This is a genomic window from bacterium (assembly GCA_016703265.1).
Lineage (GTDB): Bacteria > Krumholzibacteriota > Krumholzibacteriia > LZORAL124-64-63 > LZORAL124-64-63 > CAINDZ01.
On the sequence record JADJCK010000001.1, the window covers coordinates 767,174 to 786,114 of the forward strand.

Annotated in this window: 13 protein-coding genes and 1 pseudogene; 5 read left to right on the forward strand and 9 right to left on the reverse strand. The window is 68.7% G+C overall.

Features of this window, described 5'->3' with window-relative positions; genetic code table 11:
• Positions 1 to 201: 201 nt before the first annotated feature.
• The 5 genes from IPG61_03505 to IPG61_03525 all read right to left on the reverse strand — a co-directional run bounded on the left by IPG61_03505 (position 202) and on the right by IPG61_03525 (position 7,982).
• A complete protein-coding gene (locus IPG61_03505) occupies positions 202 to 4,749 on the reverse strand; it encodes a hypothetical protein (GenBank protein MBK6733145.1) in 4,548 nt (1,515 codons plus the stop codon).
• Positions 4,746 to 5,225 carry a hypothetical protein gene (locus IPG61_03510; GenBank protein ID MBK6733146.1) on the reverse strand — a complete coding sequence of 160 codons (480 nt, stop codon included), beginning with the start codon at positions 5,223 to 5,225 and terminating at the stop codon, positions 4,746 to 4,748. The genes IPG61_03505 and IPG61_03510 overlap by 4 nt, the downstream gene beginning before the upstream one ends.
• Before the next feature lie 150 nt (positions 5,226 to 5,375).
• Positions 5,376 to 6,344 carry a hypothetical protein gene (locus IPG61_03515; GenBank protein MBK6733147.1) on the reverse strand — a complete coding sequence of 323 codons (969 nt, stop codon included), beginning with the start codon at positions 6,342 to 6,344 and terminating at the stop codon, positions 5,376 to 5,378.
• 62 nt (positions 6,345 to 6,406) lie between these two features.
• Entirely contained in the window at positions 6,407 to 7,027 is a 621-nt protein-coding gene (locus IPG61_03520) for a hypothetical protein (GenBank protein MBK6733148.1), read from the reverse strand.
• A gap of 532 nt (positions 7,028 to 7,559) precedes the next feature.
• Entirely contained in the window at positions 7,560 to 7,982 is a 423-nt protein-coding gene (locus IPG61_03525) for an Rrf2 family transcriptional regulator (GenBank protein MBK6733149.1), read from the reverse strand.
• Positions 7,983 to 8,123: 141 nt separating this feature from the next.
• Between IPG61_03525 and ric the strand changes: the two genes are divergently transcribed.
• From ric to IPG61_03540, 3 genes and pseudogenes are all read left to right on the forward strand, one after another.
• A complete protein-coding gene (ric, locus tag IPG61_03530) occupies positions 8,124 to 8,912 on the forward strand; it encodes an iron-sulfur cluster repair di-iron protein (GenBank protein ID MBK6733150.1) in 789 nt (262 codons plus the stop codon).
• A pseudogene (locus IPG61_03535) lies at positions 8,888 to 11,163 on the forward strand (nitric-oxide reductase large subunit). Before ric ends, IPG61_03535 begins: the two are co-directional and overlap by 25 nt.
• Before the next feature lie 82 nt (positions 11,164 to 11,245).
• A complete protein-coding gene (locus IPG61_03540; protein ID MBK6733151.1) occupies positions 11,246 to 11,764 on the forward strand; it encodes a DUF438 domain-containing protein in 519 nt (172 codons plus the stop codon).
• Here the strand turns inward: IPG61_03540 and IPG61_03545 are convergent.
• From IPG61_03545 to IPG61_03560, 4 genes are read right to left on the reverse strand one after another with little or no spacing between them, the layout of a single operon-like run.
• A complete protein-coding gene (locus tag IPG61_03545; protein MBK6733152.1) occupies positions 11,669 to 12,010 on the reverse strand; it encodes a transposase family protein in 342 nt (113 codons plus the stop codon). The genes IPG61_03540 and IPG61_03545 overlap by 96 nt on opposite strands.
• A gap of 18 nt (positions 12,011 to 12,028) precedes the next feature.
• Complete coding sequence (locus IPG61_03550; GenBank protein ID MBK6733153.1) at positions 12,029 to 12,181, reverse strand: hypothetical protein; 153 nt, start codon at positions 12,179 to 12,181, stop codon at positions 12,029 to 12,031.
• A 52-nt stretch (positions 12,182 to 12,233) separates the two neighbouring features.
• Positions 12,234 to 16,697: a hypothetical protein gene (locus IPG61_03555; GenBank protein ID MBK6733154.1), complete on the reverse strand. Its 4,464-nt coding sequence runs from the start codon at positions 16,695 to 16,697 to the stop codon at positions 12,234 to 12,236.
• On the reverse strand, positions 16,694 to 17,197 hold the full coding sequence (locus IPG61_03560) for a hypothetical protein (GenBank protein MBK6733155.1): 504 nt from the start codon (positions 17,195 to 17,197) through the stop codon (positions 16,694 to 16,696). The genes IPG61_03555 and IPG61_03560 overlap by 4 nt, the downstream gene beginning before the upstream one ends.
• Positions 17,198 to 17,379: 182 nt before the next feature.
• On the opposite strand from IPG61_03560, the gene IPG61_03565 reads away from it, so the two are divergent.
• Positions 17,380 to 17,973, forward strand: a complete 594-nt coding sequence (locus IPG61_03565; GenBank protein MBK6733156.1) for a sigma-70 family RNA polymerase sigma factor — start codon at positions 17,380 to 17,382, stop codon at positions 17,971 to 17,973.
• Positions 17,970 to 18,893 carry a protein kinase gene (locus IPG61_03570; GenBank protein MBK6733157.1) on the forward strand — a complete coding sequence of 308 codons (924 nt, stop codon included), beginning with the start codon at positions 17,970 to 17,972 and terminating at the stop codon, positions 18,891 to 18,893. The genes IPG61_03565 and IPG61_03570 overlap by 4 nt, the downstream gene beginning before the upstream one ends.
• The last annotated feature ends 48 nt before the right edge of the window (positions 18,894 to 18,941 follow it).

The following is an 18,941-nucleotide window of genomic DNA, read 5'->3' on the forward strand; positions in this document are numbered from 1 at the left end:
AAGCCGTTGTCGCTCACTATTTCCGGCAAAGTGATCACCAAATCGTCTTGCTTCGAATCCGTGCTCGTCAAATGATCTCCCGCCCTTCCGCAACGTTGAGCAGGGCGGGGAACGCCAGTCACTTGCAGATCTCCGCGTTATCCGAGTCAATCGCAATCTGGATATTGCGCCGGCTCGAACCCAAATCCTGCACCGGCGACACTACTGCACCAGCGACATCTTGCGCGTCGAATGGATGCCGCCCGCTTTGAGCCGGGCGTAGTAGACGCCGCTGGCGCAGCGTCGACCGGCCTCGTCGCGGCCATCCCAGCTCGCGGCATGGCTTCCCGCCGTACTCTGCCCGTCGACCAGGATCCGAACCAGTTCGCCCCGCGCACTGTACACCGCCAGTCGGATCGGCCCCGGTTCGGCCAGATCATAGGCGATCGTCGTTTTGGGATTGAACGGGTTGGGCCGCACCGAAGTCACCGTGGTCGCCACCGGCGTCGGCAGGTCCGGCCCCGTCGCACTGGCCGCCCACGTGGTCGTCACCCGGTAGCTCGCGTCGCGGTCCTGGTTTCGGGAGGATGCGCGCCAGACGGCCAGCACGTACGTGCCGGGCTGCGTGACGTGTACATCGAACGCCTCATCCCCTCCCTCGGGATTGAGCCAGGCCGCGGCGCTGTCCACGACCTTCGCGCGGTCGGCGTAGGTCCCGGCGCCGTCGTGCAGGCTGAAGCCCCAGTCCACCGGCGCCGTGCCGGCCTGCAGCGCGAATTGCCAATGACCGGACGACAACGTCATTTCGTGGAGAGCCAGGAACCGGCCTGCGGCGAGGCTGGCCGTGATGTGCCGCGGGTCGGTTCCCGCGTGCTGCGAGGCGACGGCCTGGATCGCGCACGGTTGCGCGCCGCCCGCCTCGTCACGCAGCACTCCGGCGTTGAGCGCGCGCGGCGTCGTGCGGCGGTAGTTGACGAGCACGAAATCGATCTCGCCGCCGCCGCCGGCCAGCGACGTGACGAGATTCGCGCGGAAGTCCTGCTTCGTGGAATCGAGGATTTCGTGCAGGCGGACGTCGATATCGCCCTCGGTTTCCGGCATCACCGCGATGCCCGTCCACCAGCCGTTCTCCCCCACGATTGCCGGCGCCGGCACTCGCAGCCCGAGGCAGTTGAAGTACAGGGCCTCGCCCGTGGTGACCTCGCTCCATCCGGCCGTGCGGACCGGAGGTACGGCCAGGGAAACGGGCGTGGAGAAGGACAGCGTGGACGCGCGCCAGGACCATTGCTCGCCGTAAACGTTGTTCGTCTCCGTCAGTTCGGCCAGGACGCCGGTTGCGTCCGCACGCAGCGTCAGCGTGTGGCGGCCACCCGGCACCGTGACCGCCGGAGCGGCGCTCCCGGTCCACGTGGCCGCTGCGCCGGCGGCCAGGGTGCCGGTCGAGGTCGTGGCGGCCGTGGCGCCATCGACCAGGAACGCCACGGTGGAGGCAGGGGCGCCGGCCGGAGAGATGTTCGTCGCGCCGGCGTGCAGCCACGTGCTGTTGCCTCCGGTGAGCGCGGTCGGCGCGGGCACTGCCGCCGGCGTGCCGTCGGGCCCGGGTCGTGGCACCAAGGGCGCGTGCCAGCCGACCGGAGTGGCTGCCGCGAGGTCCGGCGGCGTGCTTTCGATGCGCAGCGTGAACGGCGCCGCTGCGGCGGGGAGCCCGGCCGGCAGGTCCCCGGGGTCACGCCAGACGACAACGGCGTAGCGGCCGGTCGCCGTGGCGTTGACCAGCAGGCGCGCGTCACCGAGGGCGTCGGTGACGGCCGTCGCCCCGAAGTCGTCGAGCCCGACCACGCGCGATGACGGGGTCAGCCAGGCCACCTGCAGCCGGCCATGGGCGGGGTCGATGTCCAGGCTGATCGCGACCTGCCCGAGGTTGGCGGTCAGCAGGTCGACGTGGCGCAGCATGAGGAGACGATCGGCCGCCATGGTCAGCGCGCTGGGCGCCGCGAACGCGACCGCGCCGCTGGTCACCTTGACGGCGGAGTAGGTGGATGTGCCGGTTCCGGCGTTCAGGACGCCGACGTCCCACGTCGTCGAACCCTCCTGTGCGAGGTTGACGATGACCGCATCCAGCGCGCCGGCCGGGCGCAGGCTGGAGGCGCGAAGGTTCGTGGTGCGGAAGCCGTCCGTCGTGCCTCCCGCCAGTGTGTGGATGCGCACGTCGTAGTCGGCGGTCATCACCAGCGGCCAGGCCGACACGGCCGTGAAGGAGCCGTCGCTCAGGAAGCGCAGCCCGTCGCAGTTGTAGATGCGCGTCACGCCGAGCGGCAGATCGTCCCAGCCGCCGTCGCGGTCGGGCGGCGCCTGCCGTGCGACCAGGGTGTTCGTCGCCAGGGTGGACGGGGACCAGACCCACTGTCCGGCCCAGCTGTTGTCTGTCTCGTCGGTCTCGTTGACCAGTTCGTTGGCGTCGTGGAAGGCCCCCATCGTGTGCCGCCCGCCGCGGACGGTGACGGGGCCCATGTTCAAGCCGAAATAGGTTGACCCGCCCTCGATCGGCAGGATCGCCGGCGGCGACAACACGACCGCGCCGTCGACCAGCACGTGCGTGCTGAACCCCACCGGCGTGACGGCCTCGCCCGCGTTGACCCCGGCCAGGTTCACCCAGGTGGCCAGCGCATTGCCCGTCAGCGCCGTGGCCGCCGGCACGTTCAGGTTGTTCGCGTCGGGAGCGGACCTGGGCACCACGGGTCCGGCCCAGCCGGGAGTGGTCGTCGGCTGGAGGTCGGCCGGCGCCGCGGCGCGGATGACGAAGGGCCCGTAGGTGGCGAACTGCGTGCTGGGGCGCCCGGCGCGGTCGATGGCGCGGATCGTGAAGTACCAGGTGCCCGGCGCCAGCGTGCCGTGCGTGTAGGAGGCGGGCAGCGCCGGGATTTCGAGCGAGAGCCCGGGAGCGCGCGGCGCGTCGCGGTCCACGGAGATGGCGTAGCCCGCGATCCCGGACGCGTCGTCCACGGCCGGCGTCCAGGTGAATTTGGGCGTCGCGTCCGGCGAGTCGCCGACCAGCGGGTGCGAAACCGACGCCAGCGAGGCGACCGCGCCGGGCGCCGCCACGTCGATCTCGTAGCCGACGTTGCGGGCCGTTTCCCACAGGAGCGTCGTGCGTTCGGGCCACCGCGCCCGGAAGCGGTCGAGGAACTGCTGCACCGTCGTCACGTCGTCGACCAGCGCGATGGTGAAGATCTCGTCGAGACTCTCGATCATGACATCCTCGACGCCGTCGGCCGGGTCGTGATCGTCCTGGTCGGCGTCTTCGATATCGCGCAGCAGGAGGCCGACGAAGCCTTCGGTGGTGAACACGTTGCAGTCGCAGGCGTCACCGGCGGAATCCAGGCAATCGAACGGATCCTCCTGCGGCCTCGCATTCAGCGAGGGCAGCCCGTACAGCGTTTCGAAGCGCCTCGTCAACAGGTCGGCGAGCCAGTTCGGCCAGCCTTCGGACCAGGCGTCGTGATCGGTCTCCGAGCAGGTCAGGCAGTGGCCGCAGTCGATTTCCCACGGCCAGCCTTCCAGTTCCTCGTCGCAGTTGCCGTTGCAGTAGTCCGGCGTCACGGTCTGGCCAAGCGTATTGATGACGTGGTGCCCGTATTCGTGCACATGTGTCGCGTCGCGCCATTGGAAATCGACGAGCAACTCCGCGTCCGGATCGGGATCCTGGTCGTAGTCCCTGGGAATGTAGAGGTCGTGAAAGAACGGATTGTAGGCCGGCCACTGTTCGGTCGGATAGATCGCGGTGACGAGCGGCACATCACGCCCGGCGTAAGTGTCGATGTAGCTCCAGGTGCGGGTCAGGTTGGTCAGGATGTGGAGCACCGGCATGTCGTCGTCGTTGGACGGCCGCGTCGTGCCCAGGTCGAGCAGAGTCCCCGCGTAGTCGTTGCGTATCGTACTGGTCCACTTGCTGGGCGGCGTCGCCCCGCCCAGCCAGTCGTCGCGCACCTTGACGCGGTCGTTCTCCGACCAGAACTCGACGCGCAGGTCGGGCTGGTCGTCGCCAATCTGCGATTGCCAGTAGAAGTCGACCTCGAAGGAGCCGTCCGCTCCCGTGGTGGTCGTGGCCAACTCCTGGTCGAACAGGCCGTCGTCGTCGAAGACGTGTGCGGTGACGCCGAAGGCGCCGACCGTCTGCGCGTCCAGGCGCTCGTAGACGAAGCGGCCGCGCACGGTGATCGTGCGGCCAGCCTTGTCGGGCGTCTCCTTGCCGGCGCCGGCTTTTCCGGAGTCCACGGCCACGGCGTCCGGCCGCGGGGCCGGGCCGGGACGCGACAGGTCGCCTTCGCCGGCCGCAGGCAGCGGCCCGTCATGGGCGCGTAACGGGTTGGCCTGCTCTGCGGCGGCGATCGCGGCGGCCGAAACGCGCCACGTCTGCCGCGCACGGCGACCCTCGACTTCGCACAGGAGCGTCAGCGGCTGGCCGGGATCGTCCGGCGTGGCCGTCAGCGACAGGCGCAGAGGCCGTCCCGGCACCAGCGCGAACGTGGCCGGGGCCGCGAAGCTCACGATCGTCCAGCCGTCGCCGACGATGCGCAGGCCGTCGACCACGACCGGTGCGGCGGACTCGATCTCGACCACCGCCGTGAACGGCTGGCCGGCCAGGGCGCCGCTCGCATCGGGCCGCAGCTCGAACCGCACCGGGAGCCGCGACAGCGTCGCACCGGCCTCGCGTGGTCCGCAGGCCAGCAGGACCAGCGCCGACAGCAGTGTGGCGCAAAGGGCCTTCACGGCTTTTCACCGGCCGCAGGCATCGTGGGCGCCTCGTCGGGGGCGATGGTCGCCATGGCCTCAAGGTCGGCTTCCAGCGCCGCGACGGCCTCGGACCAGCCGGCGCGGCGCGCGACGTCGAGTTGGATCCGCAGGCAATCGCCCTCGGCCTGTTCCTTCGCAGCGGCGATCGCGGCCTGCAGCGCAAGGGCCTCCGCATGGTCGCGGGAGCGGGCCAGGCGCTCGCGCAAGGCCACGACCTGCCCTTGCTCGGCCGCGAACAGCTCCGCCAGACGCGCGTTCAGTTCGGCCCGCCACGCGAGCGCCGAAGCGTCGGGCTGGCCGGTGGCGACGATCTCCGGCGGCCGCGGTCCCGGCACGAGACCCTCCACGGGGTCACCGGTCCCGTCGGCCAGCGCGACCACCGGGAACAGAAGGGCCAGGCAGGCGGCGGCCAGCGCGGGCGCCGCCGGACGATTCGGGAACGATCGCTTCATGTCGGATCTCCTTGACAGAGAATCGGTTCGTTGGCGGCGGACGCACCACGACGCTTCGTTAAGCTGTCGACGCGGATTCGGGGCCGTTTTGTGCCATGCGGCAGGCCGGGCCCCGGTCCCCGCTAACGGTTCCAGGCTGAAGCCATGGCCTCAGCGGACGAACGTCACCCTCCGAGAGGCGGTCTCACTGCCTCTCGAGACGTTGATGAGGTACACCCCCGACGATACGCGCCGCCCCCGGTCGTCGCGCCCGTCCCAGACCACCATGTTCGCGCCCGCCGACGCCTCGCCGTCCATGAGCGTGCGCACCCGCCGCCCGTCGAGTTGGAAGACTTCGACCCGCACGTGTCCGGCGGCAGTCAGGTCCAGCGCCAGGCGTGTCGAATTCCCGAATGGGCTGGGCGTTGGCGGGGAAAGCGTGAGCAGCGCCCCCGTCACGCCCGGTTGCAGGTCAGTAACGCCCGATGGCTGGGCAGCCGCGGCGATCGCCCAGCCATCGACCGAGACGCCGGCAAAGACGTTGACGTAGCGCACGGAACGGATGATCGGCGTCGGCGAGACCACACCCTTGAAGTCGACGAACAGGCTTAAGTGGATGATGTCCGCCGTCGTCACGTCCGCGAGCACGTTTCCCGTTCCGTTCGGCCCGTCGTACACGAGAAACCGATCCGCGTCGTTGGGGCGCAAACTGGTTGCGAAGGGCCCGATGATCGACGTGCTGCCGAATCCCGTCAGCGGTTCGCTGAAATTCAGGATCAGGTCACCGTCGGGAAGCCCTTCGGAGATGTATTCCCCGATGTAATCCCCGGGATCGACGGCCCAATCGTTGGGCAACCGATAGTGGTCCCAGGACGACGAAGCCAAGCTGATGCAACCGACCTGGTAGTTGTCCTCAACCACTTCGCTGTAATAGGACACCGTGACCAGGTGGCCGCCGCCGGTGTCGATGACGAAGGGGGCATGGTAGTGGGCGCCGCACGGAGACGCATGCACGATGTTGTTGAAGACCGCATTGGGTATCGCGGAGAAAGCGTCGACAATCGTGATCTGGGCTGGCGAGGTTGCCGGAAGTGTCACTCCCAGCACGAGGATGATACACGCAGTTTCGAGACGACGCATGGTTGGCCTCCTCTGAAGACGATGCTGACCGGCACGGCGGCCGTCCGGGGCCCGAGCCGGCATCAAGCGGGAGTTGACCGGCTCCCAGAACGGGCGTTGATTGGCGACCGATTCCGAGGCAGATCGGCACAACTCACCTGTAGAGCCCCTTGATCGCGCCCCAGGTCTGAGTCTCCTCGCCCACGACATCGGTGCATTCGGCGGCCACGTTGTCGACGAACACGCTCCAACTGCCGAAGCTGCCAAGGGTGATGGTGTTCGCACTCAGCCTCCAGAACGTGGTTGCCGCAGGGCACCGCCAGCGGAATGGTCTGCCAGACTGGGTTCTCCGCGGCATGGGTTGCAGAGTAGGCAACTGTGTTGTCGATCTCGATGGTGACCTGAACCGCGGCACCGCCCAACACGTAGTATTGATAGTCCAGCGTGACGGCGCAGGAACTCGTGCCGTGCGAGGATCCGCAGGTAAATGCCTGTTCGAGGGAGGCGCCGCCGCCGCCCCAGTTGTAAAAGATGTACGCCGCGCCCCCGGGGTTGCCGTTGGAGGGATGATGGGACACCGTCGGCCCCGTGGAGGACGTGGTCCAGGACGCCAGCGAAGTCGTGAAGTCGCCGTTGAGGATTTGGGCGGAAACAGGTGCGGCACACAGAACAGCGAGTGCAAAAGACAGCAGCATGCGGCGCATGGGGGCCTCCCGGTTGCAGTCGTAATCCCGATCGATGCACTATGAATTCTAGCATTCATCATCGGAGGGATTCAATCCCCAATCGCATGCCTGATATCAATTGGAGCCTTGGGGGGGCCCCGGGGGCCTTCCTGTGTGCCCGGTGGTCCGTTTCGGCCCCGACTCGCGTCGTGCCCTGGGAAGTCCCCCAGCCATCCGCTTGCGCATTGTGGGGCAACGAGTTGGGCCGATGGTGGTCCGCCTTTTCGGGGTTCCACAGGCCGCTCTGCGCGGCTCCGCCGTGGCCGTCTGGTAGGAAATCTACCGGCCCCGGTGCCCGCTGCTGACCGGCAACCCGCCCTTTCGAATTGAATTATTGGTAGGCACAGGTCATCGAGTCGCAGTGCGCGAAGGCACCGCCGGCGAATGTCACCAGAATTCCCGTCAGCAAGAAACCTATCCGCCGCAATGATCTGCTCCACAGTTTCCATTTCTTGGTTCACGCTGCCGTTCTCTTCATGCCATACCGCCGGCCGTGGCCAACAGCCACGTCTCAAGATTCGCAGAGCGGTTGCGTACCGCCCTTGTTATCGAGCAGGTCCGAGATGGTCGTGGACGCGAACGCCTTCTCGGTGCGGGCCAAATCGTCATCCAGCTTCCGGTGCAGCGCGCACAGGTTCGAACCGTGACTTGCCAGACCCAACGGACACGATTGGATCCTCTGCAGAGGGTCCACCGCGTTGACCACGTCGAGGACACGGATATCCTCGGATTTCCGTGCCAGGCGAAATCCCCCGCCTCGTCCCGGACTCGAAATCACCAGACCGGCGCGGGTGAGTTTCTGGAGTACCTTGGACAGGTAGCCGCTCGGCACCTGGATGGCCTCCGAAATCTTCTTCGTGCCTTGCAACTCATCGGGCTGGCGAGCAAGCCAAACCACTGCGCGCAGGGCGTATTCCGTCGTCTGGGAGATCATCATGACTCTTCACCTCTCGCCGTCCAATGTAGTTTATTTATACCTTGACGTCCAGGTTTATGTAAGTATTTTATCTTGTACACGTATGTCCCGGTTTAATTCCGGTATGCCGAAGGCGGCAACCCGACAGGAGGGCAAGGCATGGAGATCTCGATCGAACGCACCGTAGGCGATCTCGCTGCGGAAGCGATCCACCGGACCAGGGTCTTTGAGACCTACGGCATCGACTACTGTTGCGGAGGCAAGACGCCCCTGGCGGAAGCATGCCGAATAGCAGGCTGCACAGCTGATGAGGTGGTGGCCGCCCTCGTTGCGGCCGACCGGAACGCCGCCGGAAGCGGTCCGGAGACGACCGATTGGCGGGCGGCCAGCCTGACAAAGCTCACCACGCATATCGTGCAGACCCACCACGCGTTCATGAAGCGCGAACTCCCGCGGATCGCGGACCTCCTGGCCAAGGTCAGGAACGCCCACGGGGAGAATCACCCCGAGCTTGCGGACCTGGCCCAGGTCTACGGCGCCCTGCGTGCCGAACTCGAGGCGCATCTCGCGAAGGAGGAGCAGGTGCTTTTCCCCCTGATCCAAGAGATGGAAGCGACCCGGCGGGCCGGCACCGCCCATTGCGGCTCGGTGGGTAACCCCATCGGTGTCATGGAGCGTGAGCACGACAGCGCCGGCGTCGCGCTGGGCCTGATGCGCCAGTTGACCGACGACTACACCGTGCCCCAGGACGGCTGCGCCACCTTCGCGGCCCTGCTCGACGGGCTCGCTACCATCGAACGCGACCTGCACGAACACATCCACAAGGAGAACAACATCCTCCACCCCCGCGCCGCCAGGCTCGAGGCCGATCTCTCGCTGCCGCCCAGGGCTGGGCGTAATACCGAAAGGAAAGGGACGACGTCATGGCATACCGCAAGCTCTGGTTGACCTTCGCCATCGTGGTGGTCGTTTCGTTCGCGGTGCTGGGCTGGTTTGGTCGCGAGATCTACCGGCAGGCGCCACCCGTACCCGACAGGATCGTCACCACCGATGGCCGCGTGCTGTTCACCGGCGACGATATCCGCGACGGGCAGAACGTCTGGCAGTCCACCGGCGGCCAGGAACTCGGCTCAGTCTGGGGCCATGGCGCCTACGTGGCGCCGGACTGGTCGGCGGACTGGCTGCACCGCGAGGCCGTGCATATCCGCGACCAGTGGGCGCGCGAGGACTTCAGCCGCGAATTCGCTGCGCTCGGTCCCGAAGAGCAGGCAGCCCTCGAGGCCCGGCTGCAGGGGCTGCTGCGGAGTAACACCTACGATCCGCAGACCGCGACCTGGTCGTCTCGGCCGAACGGGCGGCGGCCATGGCCGCCGTGGCCGACCATTACCGCGGGCTGTTCGGCGACGACGCGGCGCGGGCGGATCTGCGCGAGTCGTACGCCATGCGTACGCCCACCGTCGAAGGAGCCGGCCGGCTGGACGACCTGACGGCGTTCTTCTTCTGGGCTGCCTGGGCCTGCGTCACCGAGCGCCCCGGGTCGGAAGTGACCTACTCCAACAACTGGCCGCCCGACGCCACGGTGGGCAACCGCCCCACCGGCGCCCTGATCCTGTGGACGGGCTTCTCGGTGATCCTGCTGCTGGCCGGCATCGCCGCCCTCGGCTGGTACTACGCTGCCAACCGCGAGGACGAACTCGACCCGACCACCCTGCCGGGCTCGGATCCCTTGACGGCCCTCCAGCCCACTCCCTCCATGCAGGCCACCCTCAAGTACTTCTGGATCGTCTGCGCCCTGTTCGTCGTGCAGATCATCGCCGGCGTGGTCACCGCCCACTTCGGCGTCGAGGGCGCGGGCTTCTACGGCCTGAGCCTGGACAACATCCTGCCCTACAGCGTGGCCCGCACCTGGCACGTGCAGCTGGGCATCTTCTGGATCGCCACCTCGTGGCTCGCGACCGGCCTGTTCATCGGCCCGGCCGTCTCCGGACACGAGCCGCGTTTCCAGCGCCTGGGCGTGAACGTGCTCTTCGGCGCGCTGATCGTCGTGGTCGGCGGCTCGCTGACCGGCCAGTGGCTGGGCGTGATGCAGAAGCTGGGCCTGGTGGAGAACTTCTGGTTCGGCCACCAGGGCTACGAGTACGTCGACCTCGGCCGCCTGTGGCAGATCCTGCTACTGGTGGGACTGCTGCTGTGGCTGGTGCTGATGGTGCGCGCCCTGCTGCCCGCCCTGCGCAGGAACGACGAGAACCGCTCCCTGCTGACCATGCTCGTCATCTCGTGCGTGGCCATCGCCGGATTCTACGGTGCCGGCCTGATGTGGGGCCGCCAGACCAACCTGGCCATGGCCGAGTACTGGCGCTGGTGGGTGGTGCACCTGTGGGTCGAGGGCTTCTTCGAGGTCTTCGCCACCGTGGTCATCGCTTTCCTCTTCGTGCGCCTGGGCCTGCTGCGCGTACGGCTGGCCACCGCCGCCGCCCTGTTCTCCACCAACGTGTTCCTGGCCGGCGGCATTATCGGCACCTTCCACCACCTGTACTTCACCGGAACGCCGACGGCGGTCCTCGCCCTGGGCGCGACGTTCTCCGCGCTGGAAGTGGTCCCGCTGGTGCTGCTGGGCTTCGAGGCCTATCACAACCTGAAGATCAGCAAGGCCACCGAGTGCCTCAGGGCCTACAAGTGGCCCATCTACTGCTTCGTCGCGGTGGCGTTCTGGAACCTGGTCGGCGCGGGCATCTTCGGATTCCTCATCAACCCGCCCATCGCGCTGTACTACATGCAGGGGCTGAACACCACGCCGGTGCACGGCCACACGGCGCTGTTCGGCGTGTACGGCATGCTCGGCATCGGGCTGATGCTTTTCGTGCTGAAGGGCCTGGCGGCGCGCCGGATCTGGAAGGACGGCGTGATCCGCTTCGCTTTCTGGGCCATCAACATCGGCCTGCTGCTGATGGTGCTGATCAGCGTGTTGCCGGTAGGCCTGGCCCAGACCCTGGCCAGCGTCAAGCACGGCCTCTGGTACGCCCGCTCGGCCGAGTTCATGCAGCAGGACTACATGCAGACCCTGCGCTGGCTGCGGGTGATCGGCGACACGATCTTCGCCGTGGGCGTGCTGGCCCTCGCGTACTTCGTAGCCGGGCTGAAGACGGGGTGGTCCCTGAAGCTGGGCCATGATCTGCCGGAAAGGACGAGCCATGAGTGAAACGCTTTATGACCAGAGAAAACGGAAGGACCTGCTGAAGCACATGATCCTTTAGCTGCACGAGGGCGATGCGCCGGACGCCGTGCGTCCCCAGCTCGTGCGCCTGCTGGGAAGGGTCCCGTACGACGAGGTCGTCGAGGTCGAGCAGGAGCTCATCAACGAGGGCCTTCCCGCCGAAGAGGTGCTGAAGCTCTGCGACATCCACACCCAGGCCCTGCGGGGCGCGATCGACGATGGCGGGGACAAGGACGTCCCCGCCGGCCACCCCGTCGACGTGTTCCAGAAGGAGAACAAGGCTTTGGCCTGGGCGGTTTCCCAGCTGGAGGGGTTCTTCGAGGAGTTGCAGGCGCTTCCCGAGGGCGCGGACCCCCAGCCCCTGCTCCACGACATTCGCGTGCGGTTCAACGCGCTGATGGACGTCGAGAAGCACTACCTGCGCAAGGATGGCGCTTGCCCCCAACCTTGGACCAGATCAGCTAACATTTTCGAGCCCTTGCCGGGTCGTTCAGTTGTTTCCAGCTGGCCCGGTATTGGGCCGGCGGGATCTTCCCCAAGCTGCCGTGGGGCGCACGTTGTTGTAGTCCTCCCTCCACGAGTGTAGCACTGCCGCAGCTTCCGCGAGATTCAAAAAGTAATGGTGCGTTAAGCACTCACGCCGAACCAAGCCTTTGAATGCCTCGTTGCGGGCGTTGTCGCCCGGGGTTCCCGGCCGACTGAACTGCAGACCGATATTGTCTGCGTATGCCCACAGGTCCATGGCCATCGACGTGAACTCTGTTCCCTGGTCGCATTGGATCGACTCAGGCTTGCCGTGGCTGGCGATCAGATGATCCAGCACTTCGGCCACATCACCGCCGCTGAAGCTCTAGCTCGCGTCGAGCGCCAGGCACTCCCGCGTGAACACATCGATCACCGTCAGCACCCGCAGCGTCCGGCCGTCGAACAGCATGTCGCGCATGAATTCCATCGCACAGCGCTCGGTCGAACGGGCCGCGACCAGGCTGCCGCCGCGTGCCATCGCGGCCCGCCGCCGATGGCGCTTCTTGCGTATCGACGGTGCCGCGCCCGTGTCATTTCAGCATCGTCACGCGTCGCCGTGCGCTGACGCCGTCCGGTCCGTCCAGCCTCAGCAGGTAAGTCCCGCTGGCCACGGGTCGGCCCACGTCGTCCAGCCCGTCCCACACCACCTGATGGGAACCGGCGCCCAGATCGGCCGCGACCAGCCGTCGCACGCGACGGCCCAGCACATCGAAGACCGCGAATTCCACGCGACCGGCACTGCCCACCGTGAAGTCGACCGTCACCCGCGGGTTGAAGGGATTCGGACGCGCGTTATCCACGCGTGTGACCACCGGTGCCGCGTCGCCTGCGGTAGGCGTCACGCCGGCCGTCAGCACCAGGCGGTAGCTGCCGCCCATCGCCCAGTCGGCCTGCGTGCGCTTCCAGACCGCCACGCACAGGTGGCGCGCTTCCTCGACGGTGACCACGAGGTCTTCGTCCTGTCCGGGACCGGCCGTCCACGCCGATCCGCCGTCAAGGACATGCGACCGCGATCCGAATGGCAGATCGCCGGGGTGCACGGACAGGCCGTAGTCCACCTGGCCGTCGAGGTTTTCCAGCCGAAGGCCCCAGACACCGGACGACAGCCACACTTCGTGCAGCGCCAGGCCCTGCACGGCGGGCAGGCTGAAGGCCGTAGAAGGTCCGACGGGGTCATTGCCCAGGAACGTCGAGGCGGCCGAGACGACCAGCGCCGGGGCGGTGCCGTCGTAGCGGCGGACGCCGGCATCGAAAGCGCGCGGCGCGGTCCGGTCGTAGTTGACCAACACGAAATCGCATTCGTCGGCAGAAAGGGCCGACAGCACGTGCGTGCCCAGGAATCCGTCCAGCGCACCCGTGGACGCCTCGTGCAGCGCCACATCGCAGTCGTCACCCGCCGCCGGCATCGCCGCCAGGCCGGCCCACTGGCCGGCGCGCGTGGGACCGTCGGGTGGGCCGCCGAAGCGGAAGCCGGCGCAGTTGAAGGCCAGGCCGGCCGCACCGGGCTCGCCTATCGCCTCCCAGCCGCCGCAAGGGTTCGGCGGGTAGGTGACAACCGCGGCACCGCCCGCTGCGAGCGGTTCCGGCGACCACACCCACTGACTGGCCCAGCCGTTGTTACCGTCATCCTCTTCGGCCACAACGCCGGTCGGGTCGATGAGCATTCCCGCCGTGTGCCTGCCACCGGCCACCGGCACCGGCGTTGTTGCATTGAGCAGCGCCGCCTCGCCGGGAGCAAGAGCCGGCATGGTCAGCGACAGCACTTCGGCGCCGTCGACGCGCAGCGAACACGGGTTCGGCGGATAGGCCACGGCACCGTTATTGACGGACGCGGCGTTGAACCAGGTGGGCGCCGGGGCGGCGAAGAGCTCTGCCGGCGGCGGGACGTCGCCCGGCAGGCCGTCCGGCTGCGCGCGCGGCACGACCGGCGCGAACCAGCCGGCACCCGCCAGCGGCGCCGGGTCCGGCAGCGCCGGCGCCGCGCGGAACGCGGCGGCGCGCGGCTGCCGACCGGCGACCGGGTGCCGGTAGAGCGCGAAGCAGTATTCTCCGGGTATCTCCGCCAGGACATCAAGGCGCGCGGAACCGCCGTCGCCCGTCCGCGCATAGGCAGCCCAGCCGTCCAGGTTGGTGTATGTCGCGGCGGCGCCAAACCAGGCCAGACTGAGCGCACCGTCGGCGGGATCACCGGACAGCCGCAGCGTCAGCGGCCCTTCCTGGCCGGGAGCCACCGTCAGGACGCCGAGCTTGAGCATCTCGTCGGCGGCGAAGGACACCGCGACGTCGTCACCGACGAGGTACGGCCCGGCCGCTACGTGGGACAACCGGGCGGGCGCTTCGTGGCCGCTGTAGTTGAGCACCGCGGCGTCAGCGACCATCTCGGATGCGCCGGACCGCACGAGCACGGCGTCAAGCTGGCCGGCCAGGCGTCCCGATGCGGCCAGCCAGGTATCGAGCCCGGATTGCGGGTCGTCCGAAGGCGCATGCAGTTGCAGGTCGAAGTCGGCGGCGGCGTCCGCCGCGAACAGGCTCAGGGCATGGAAGGAGCCGGCGGGCACGCGCAGCCGGAAGGCGTCGACGTTGAAACCGGCGGCACCGCCGGCCAGGTTCTCCCAGCCGCCGGTGACCGGCGGTGGCACGCCCTGGTCCGCGGTCGGAGCGACCACCAGTTCGGCCGGCGTCCACAACCACTGCCACGCCCAGTGGTTGTCGGTCTCGTCGGGCTCCGCCATGGTTTCGCCGGCGTCGAGCCAAGTGCCGAACGTGTGGCGGCCGCCCTTTACGACGAGAGGCCCGAGGTCGGTGAAGGACGCGGTGGCGCCGGCACGCAGCGGGGCTGCGGCCGTGATCAGCGCCGAATCGACCGTGCTGCCGTCGACCCGCAAGTCCAGTTGCACGTCGCCGGTGGTCGAATCGCTGCCGCGGTTGATGATGCCGAGGTTCCACCAGGTGTCGGCGCCGCCCAGGAGCGCCGCCGGGGGCGGAACGGGGAGGCCGCCATAGGGCACCGGCCCGGGCACCAGTTGTAGCGGCCAGCCGGGCGGCGCGAAGGTGGCGACCTCGACCGTCGCTGGCTCGGCGACAACGATGGGGCCGTAGGTCGCGTAGCCGCCGCTCCAGTGGCCGGCGCGGTCCAGGGCCCGCAGCGTGAACCACCAGGCGCCCGGAGCGAGATTGGCCGTCGTCAACGTGTTGACGTCACCACAGGTCGTGTAATACGGCGGCGGCGCGGGTGCGCCCTGGGTCATGCGCAGCCCGTACCCGGCGATGCCCGACGCATCGTCCGGCGCGCCCAGCCAGTACAGGTCGACCGTGCCGTCGGTCGAAGGCACGTTGTGCACATGGCTGGTCGACGACAGCAGGAACGGCACCGGCGGCTCCTGCGTGTCGATCTCGTAGCCGTTGTTGCGCGCGGTTTCCCAGAAGTCCTCGCGCAACGAGCCGTTGTTGCCCAGGAAGCCGGTGATGAAGTCCTGCGGCGTCAGCGGCGCGTCACCCCAGACCACGTCCCAGATCGCGCTTGTGTCCAGGGTCAGCCGGTCGCTCCAGCCGGTGGTCGCGGGTGTGAGCGTGTCGTCCTCGTTGTTGGCGTCGATGATGTCCCACAACAGCGAGACGAACGGCCCCTCGTTGCGCCAGGGATCGTCGAAGGTGGCCGGCGAGTTGTCGCCGCACAGCTGCAGGTACTCGAAGCTCAGCATCGAATACGGCTGCACGCCGTACATGGCGGGCAGGATACGCCCGACCATGGTGCCCATCCAGGTTGGGAAGCCCTCGTTCCAGGCGTCCTCGGCGTCTTCCACGCACCACGTGCAGTGGCCGCAGTTCTTGGTGCCGTCGCACACGTCGTTGCAGTACTGGTTCGGCCCCATGACGCCGTCGGCATGCCACTCCAGGAAGTGGTGGCCGGCCTCGTGGACAACCGTGATCTCCTGCCACATGCGATCGGTGCCCATGAAGATGTTCTTCCCGGGCGAGTAGTAGGCATCACCATTATTCGCAGCGCGCCACAGGTTGACCTTCAGCCAGTCGACGCCGGTCTCCAGCAGGACCCAGCGCCAGGTGCGCGTCAAGGTGGTGTGGCCGTGGATGTAGACATGCTGGGCCGCGTCTTTAGGCTTCTGCCACCCCACGTCCAGGTCGCTACCGGCGAAGTTCGGCCAGGTCGGCGTGAACCAGCGCAGCACGAATCCGGCGGCATTGCGCGTCTGCACCTTCGCGCTGTCGGAGACGAACTCCACCCGCAGGTCCGGGTTGAGGTCCTGCCAGAACGTCGCCGGCACCCAGAAGAACGTGGCGCTGTAGCTGCCGTCCGGAGCGGTCACGACCGCCGCGCGTTTGAGGCCGTCGGCGTACACCTCGGCGGTCATGCCGTCGGCGCCGTCGAGCACCAGGTCGGGACGCTGGTAGAAGAACCGGCCGTGGACGGTGATCCAGCGTCCCGCCTTGTCCGGAGTGCCGGCGGCGGCGTCCGGCGGCCCGCTCTCTCCCGTGCCTGGGGACGGCCCTGGCCGCGGCAGATCGGCCCCCGCGGGCATTGCCAGCGCCGCGGCCGCGCCGTCGGGATCCACGGCGCCCGTCGCGTGCGCCACCGTCCCCTCTGCGAAGGCCAGCGGGGACAGGCTGATGTCGGCCGTGGCCGGCAGGTCGTCGAACCGGAAGGCGAACGTCAGCGGCGCCGCGTCCGGGTCATTGGCGATGACCGCGAACGGTACGTCGATGTGCTGGCCGGCCGCCAGCGGCACCGGCCCGGGATCGACCAGCGACACGACGGACCACGCCGGATCTGTTCCGATCTCGACGGCGCTGAGCACGAGGTCGCGCGCCGCCGTGAAGCGCGCCGTGTCGTCGAAGCGCTGCCCTGCTTCGGCCGGTCGCGACGGCCCGACCAGCGTCACGGTGACCGGCGGCCCGAGGTCCGCGCGGGCGGTAGCAATCAGCGCTGCCGCCAGCACTAAGGCGGCGGTCAGGATGTGGTATCTTTGCGTGGTCATCGCGCCACCTCTGCCGTGCCTCCGGCCTCGCTCGCCGCGTCTGCCAGAGCCGGGCAGGCGGCCTCGAGCGCCTGCAGCCGGACCAGCAGCCGCTGGGCGAGTTCCTGCCGGCCCCATTGCCGGGCCCAGTCCGCCTGCAGCGACAGGACGCGATGCTCGCCGCGCAGCTTTCGCTCCTCCAGGCGCGCGGCCGCCGCGCGCTGCTGTGCAGCCCCGATCGGCGAGACTTCGTTCGCGGCCAGGGCGGCCAACTCGGTGCGTTCGGCCGCCAGGAAGTCGCGGATCGCCGGCAGCACCTGACCGCGCCACGCGGCCAGGGCGGGATCGACCGTGGACGGGATCGCATCGGTGGGCATCGCGACCTCCCGGACCGGATCCGAAGAATCTGGCACGGCGGCCGAGCCCTGCGCCGTCGACGGCGCGGGGTTCAGGATGCCAGCCAGCAGGGCAACGAGCGTCAGGGCGGCAAACCCAGCGGGGTAGCGGCGGGATCGATTCATGTCGACTTACTCCCGGTTGGAACCACGGGCGGCTCGCTGTCCGGTCGAGCCCTCTGCAGGGGTAAACGCAGGCGACCGGGCGAACCCGACACCAAAAATCATGGTTTTTCAGTCGGAGATTGTACCGCCCGCGCCCGCGGCGTTAGACTCGATTCCGGCGGCAATGCCGACGGAGGGCGGTCATGGACCAGATTCCCGGGATTACCAGGCTCTTGCACGAGGCCCGTGCGGGCGACGGGGCGGCGCTGGAGGCGCTCCTGCCCCTGGTTTACGACGAATTGCGCCTGATCGCGCGGCGCCACCGCTACGGCGAAGGGGCCAGCCCCACCCTCAGCACCACCGCGGTCGTGCACGAAGCGTTCCTCCGGGTCTTCGGCGCCCAACCGGCGACGTTCCAGGATCGCCGGCACTTCTTCGCGGTGGCCAGCCTGGCGATGCGGCACCTGCTGCGCGACGGTGCACGGCGCCGCCGGGCCGCGCGCCGTGGGCTCGGTGCCGACCACACCGGCCTGACCGGCCACGAGCCGGCCGTAGAGTCGCGCATCGAACTGCTGCTGGCCCTGGACCAGGCGCTGGATCACCTGCAATCGCTCGAGCCCCGCCTGGCCGAGGTGGTCGAGCTGCGCTACTTCGGCGGGTTGACCGCGACCGAGGTCGCCGAACTGCTGGGCGTGTCCGAGCGCACCATCGAGCGCGACTGGCGCCGCGCGCGTGCCGTCCTGAACCGCGCGCTGACCCGGACAAACGCGCGCGAACCGGACGGCGACCTGCCGTGAACCTCTTGCCGGATGACCCTGAGCACCGCGACCGGCTCCTGCGACAGCTCGACGCGCTGCTCCTGCTGGACGGCCCCGCGCGCGACGCGGCCCTGGCCGAACTGGAACCGATCGCACCCGCGCTGGCGGCCGAACTGCGCGCGCTTCTGGCCGCAGACGGGCAACCCGGCTCCATCCTCGACGAACCGCTGTTCGCCTGGGCGCAGCCTCTCCTGACCGAGGCGGACGCGGCGCTGCCGGGCGGCGGCGGCGCAGGCGCCGCGGTGGACGAACCGGGTGAGGGCGCGCTCCTGGGCGCCTGGCGGCTGGGCCAGCGCCTGGGAGCCGGAGGCATGGGCGTTGTCTACGCCGCGCAGCGAAGCGACGGCGGCTTCGCGCAGCACGCGGCGATCAAAGTGCTGGCGATCGGGGGCGCCGGCGGCGCGCTCGCGGCGCGCTTCGAGCAGGAGCGCGCGATCCTCGCCCGCCTGTCACATCCGGGCATCGCGCGGCTGCTCGACGGCGGTGTCACGCCGGCCGGTACACCCTGGTTCGCGATGGAGCTCGTCGATGGGATGCCGCTGACGGCCTGGTGCCACGAGCAAGGCGCGGACCTGCGCACGCGGCTGGCGCTCATCCGCGAAGTCGCCGCCGCTGTCGCCCACGCCCACCGCCACCTGGTGGTGCACCGCGACCTGAAGCCGTCGAACATCCTGGTCGAGCCCGATGGCGCGCGTGAAGCTGCTGGACTTCGGCATCGCCAAGCTGCTCGGCGAAGGCCCCGAATCGCCCGACCTGACGCTGGCCGGACCGCGCCCGTTCACGCCGCGCTACGCGGCGCCCGAGCAGGTCACCGGGGCGGCGATTACGACCGCGACCGATGTCTACGCGCTGGGAGCCATCCTCTACGAGCTGCTCTGCGGTCGCTCGCCGCACGGTGACGCGACCACGCCGGAGCATCTGGTGATGCGCGCGGTGGCCGAGGCCGA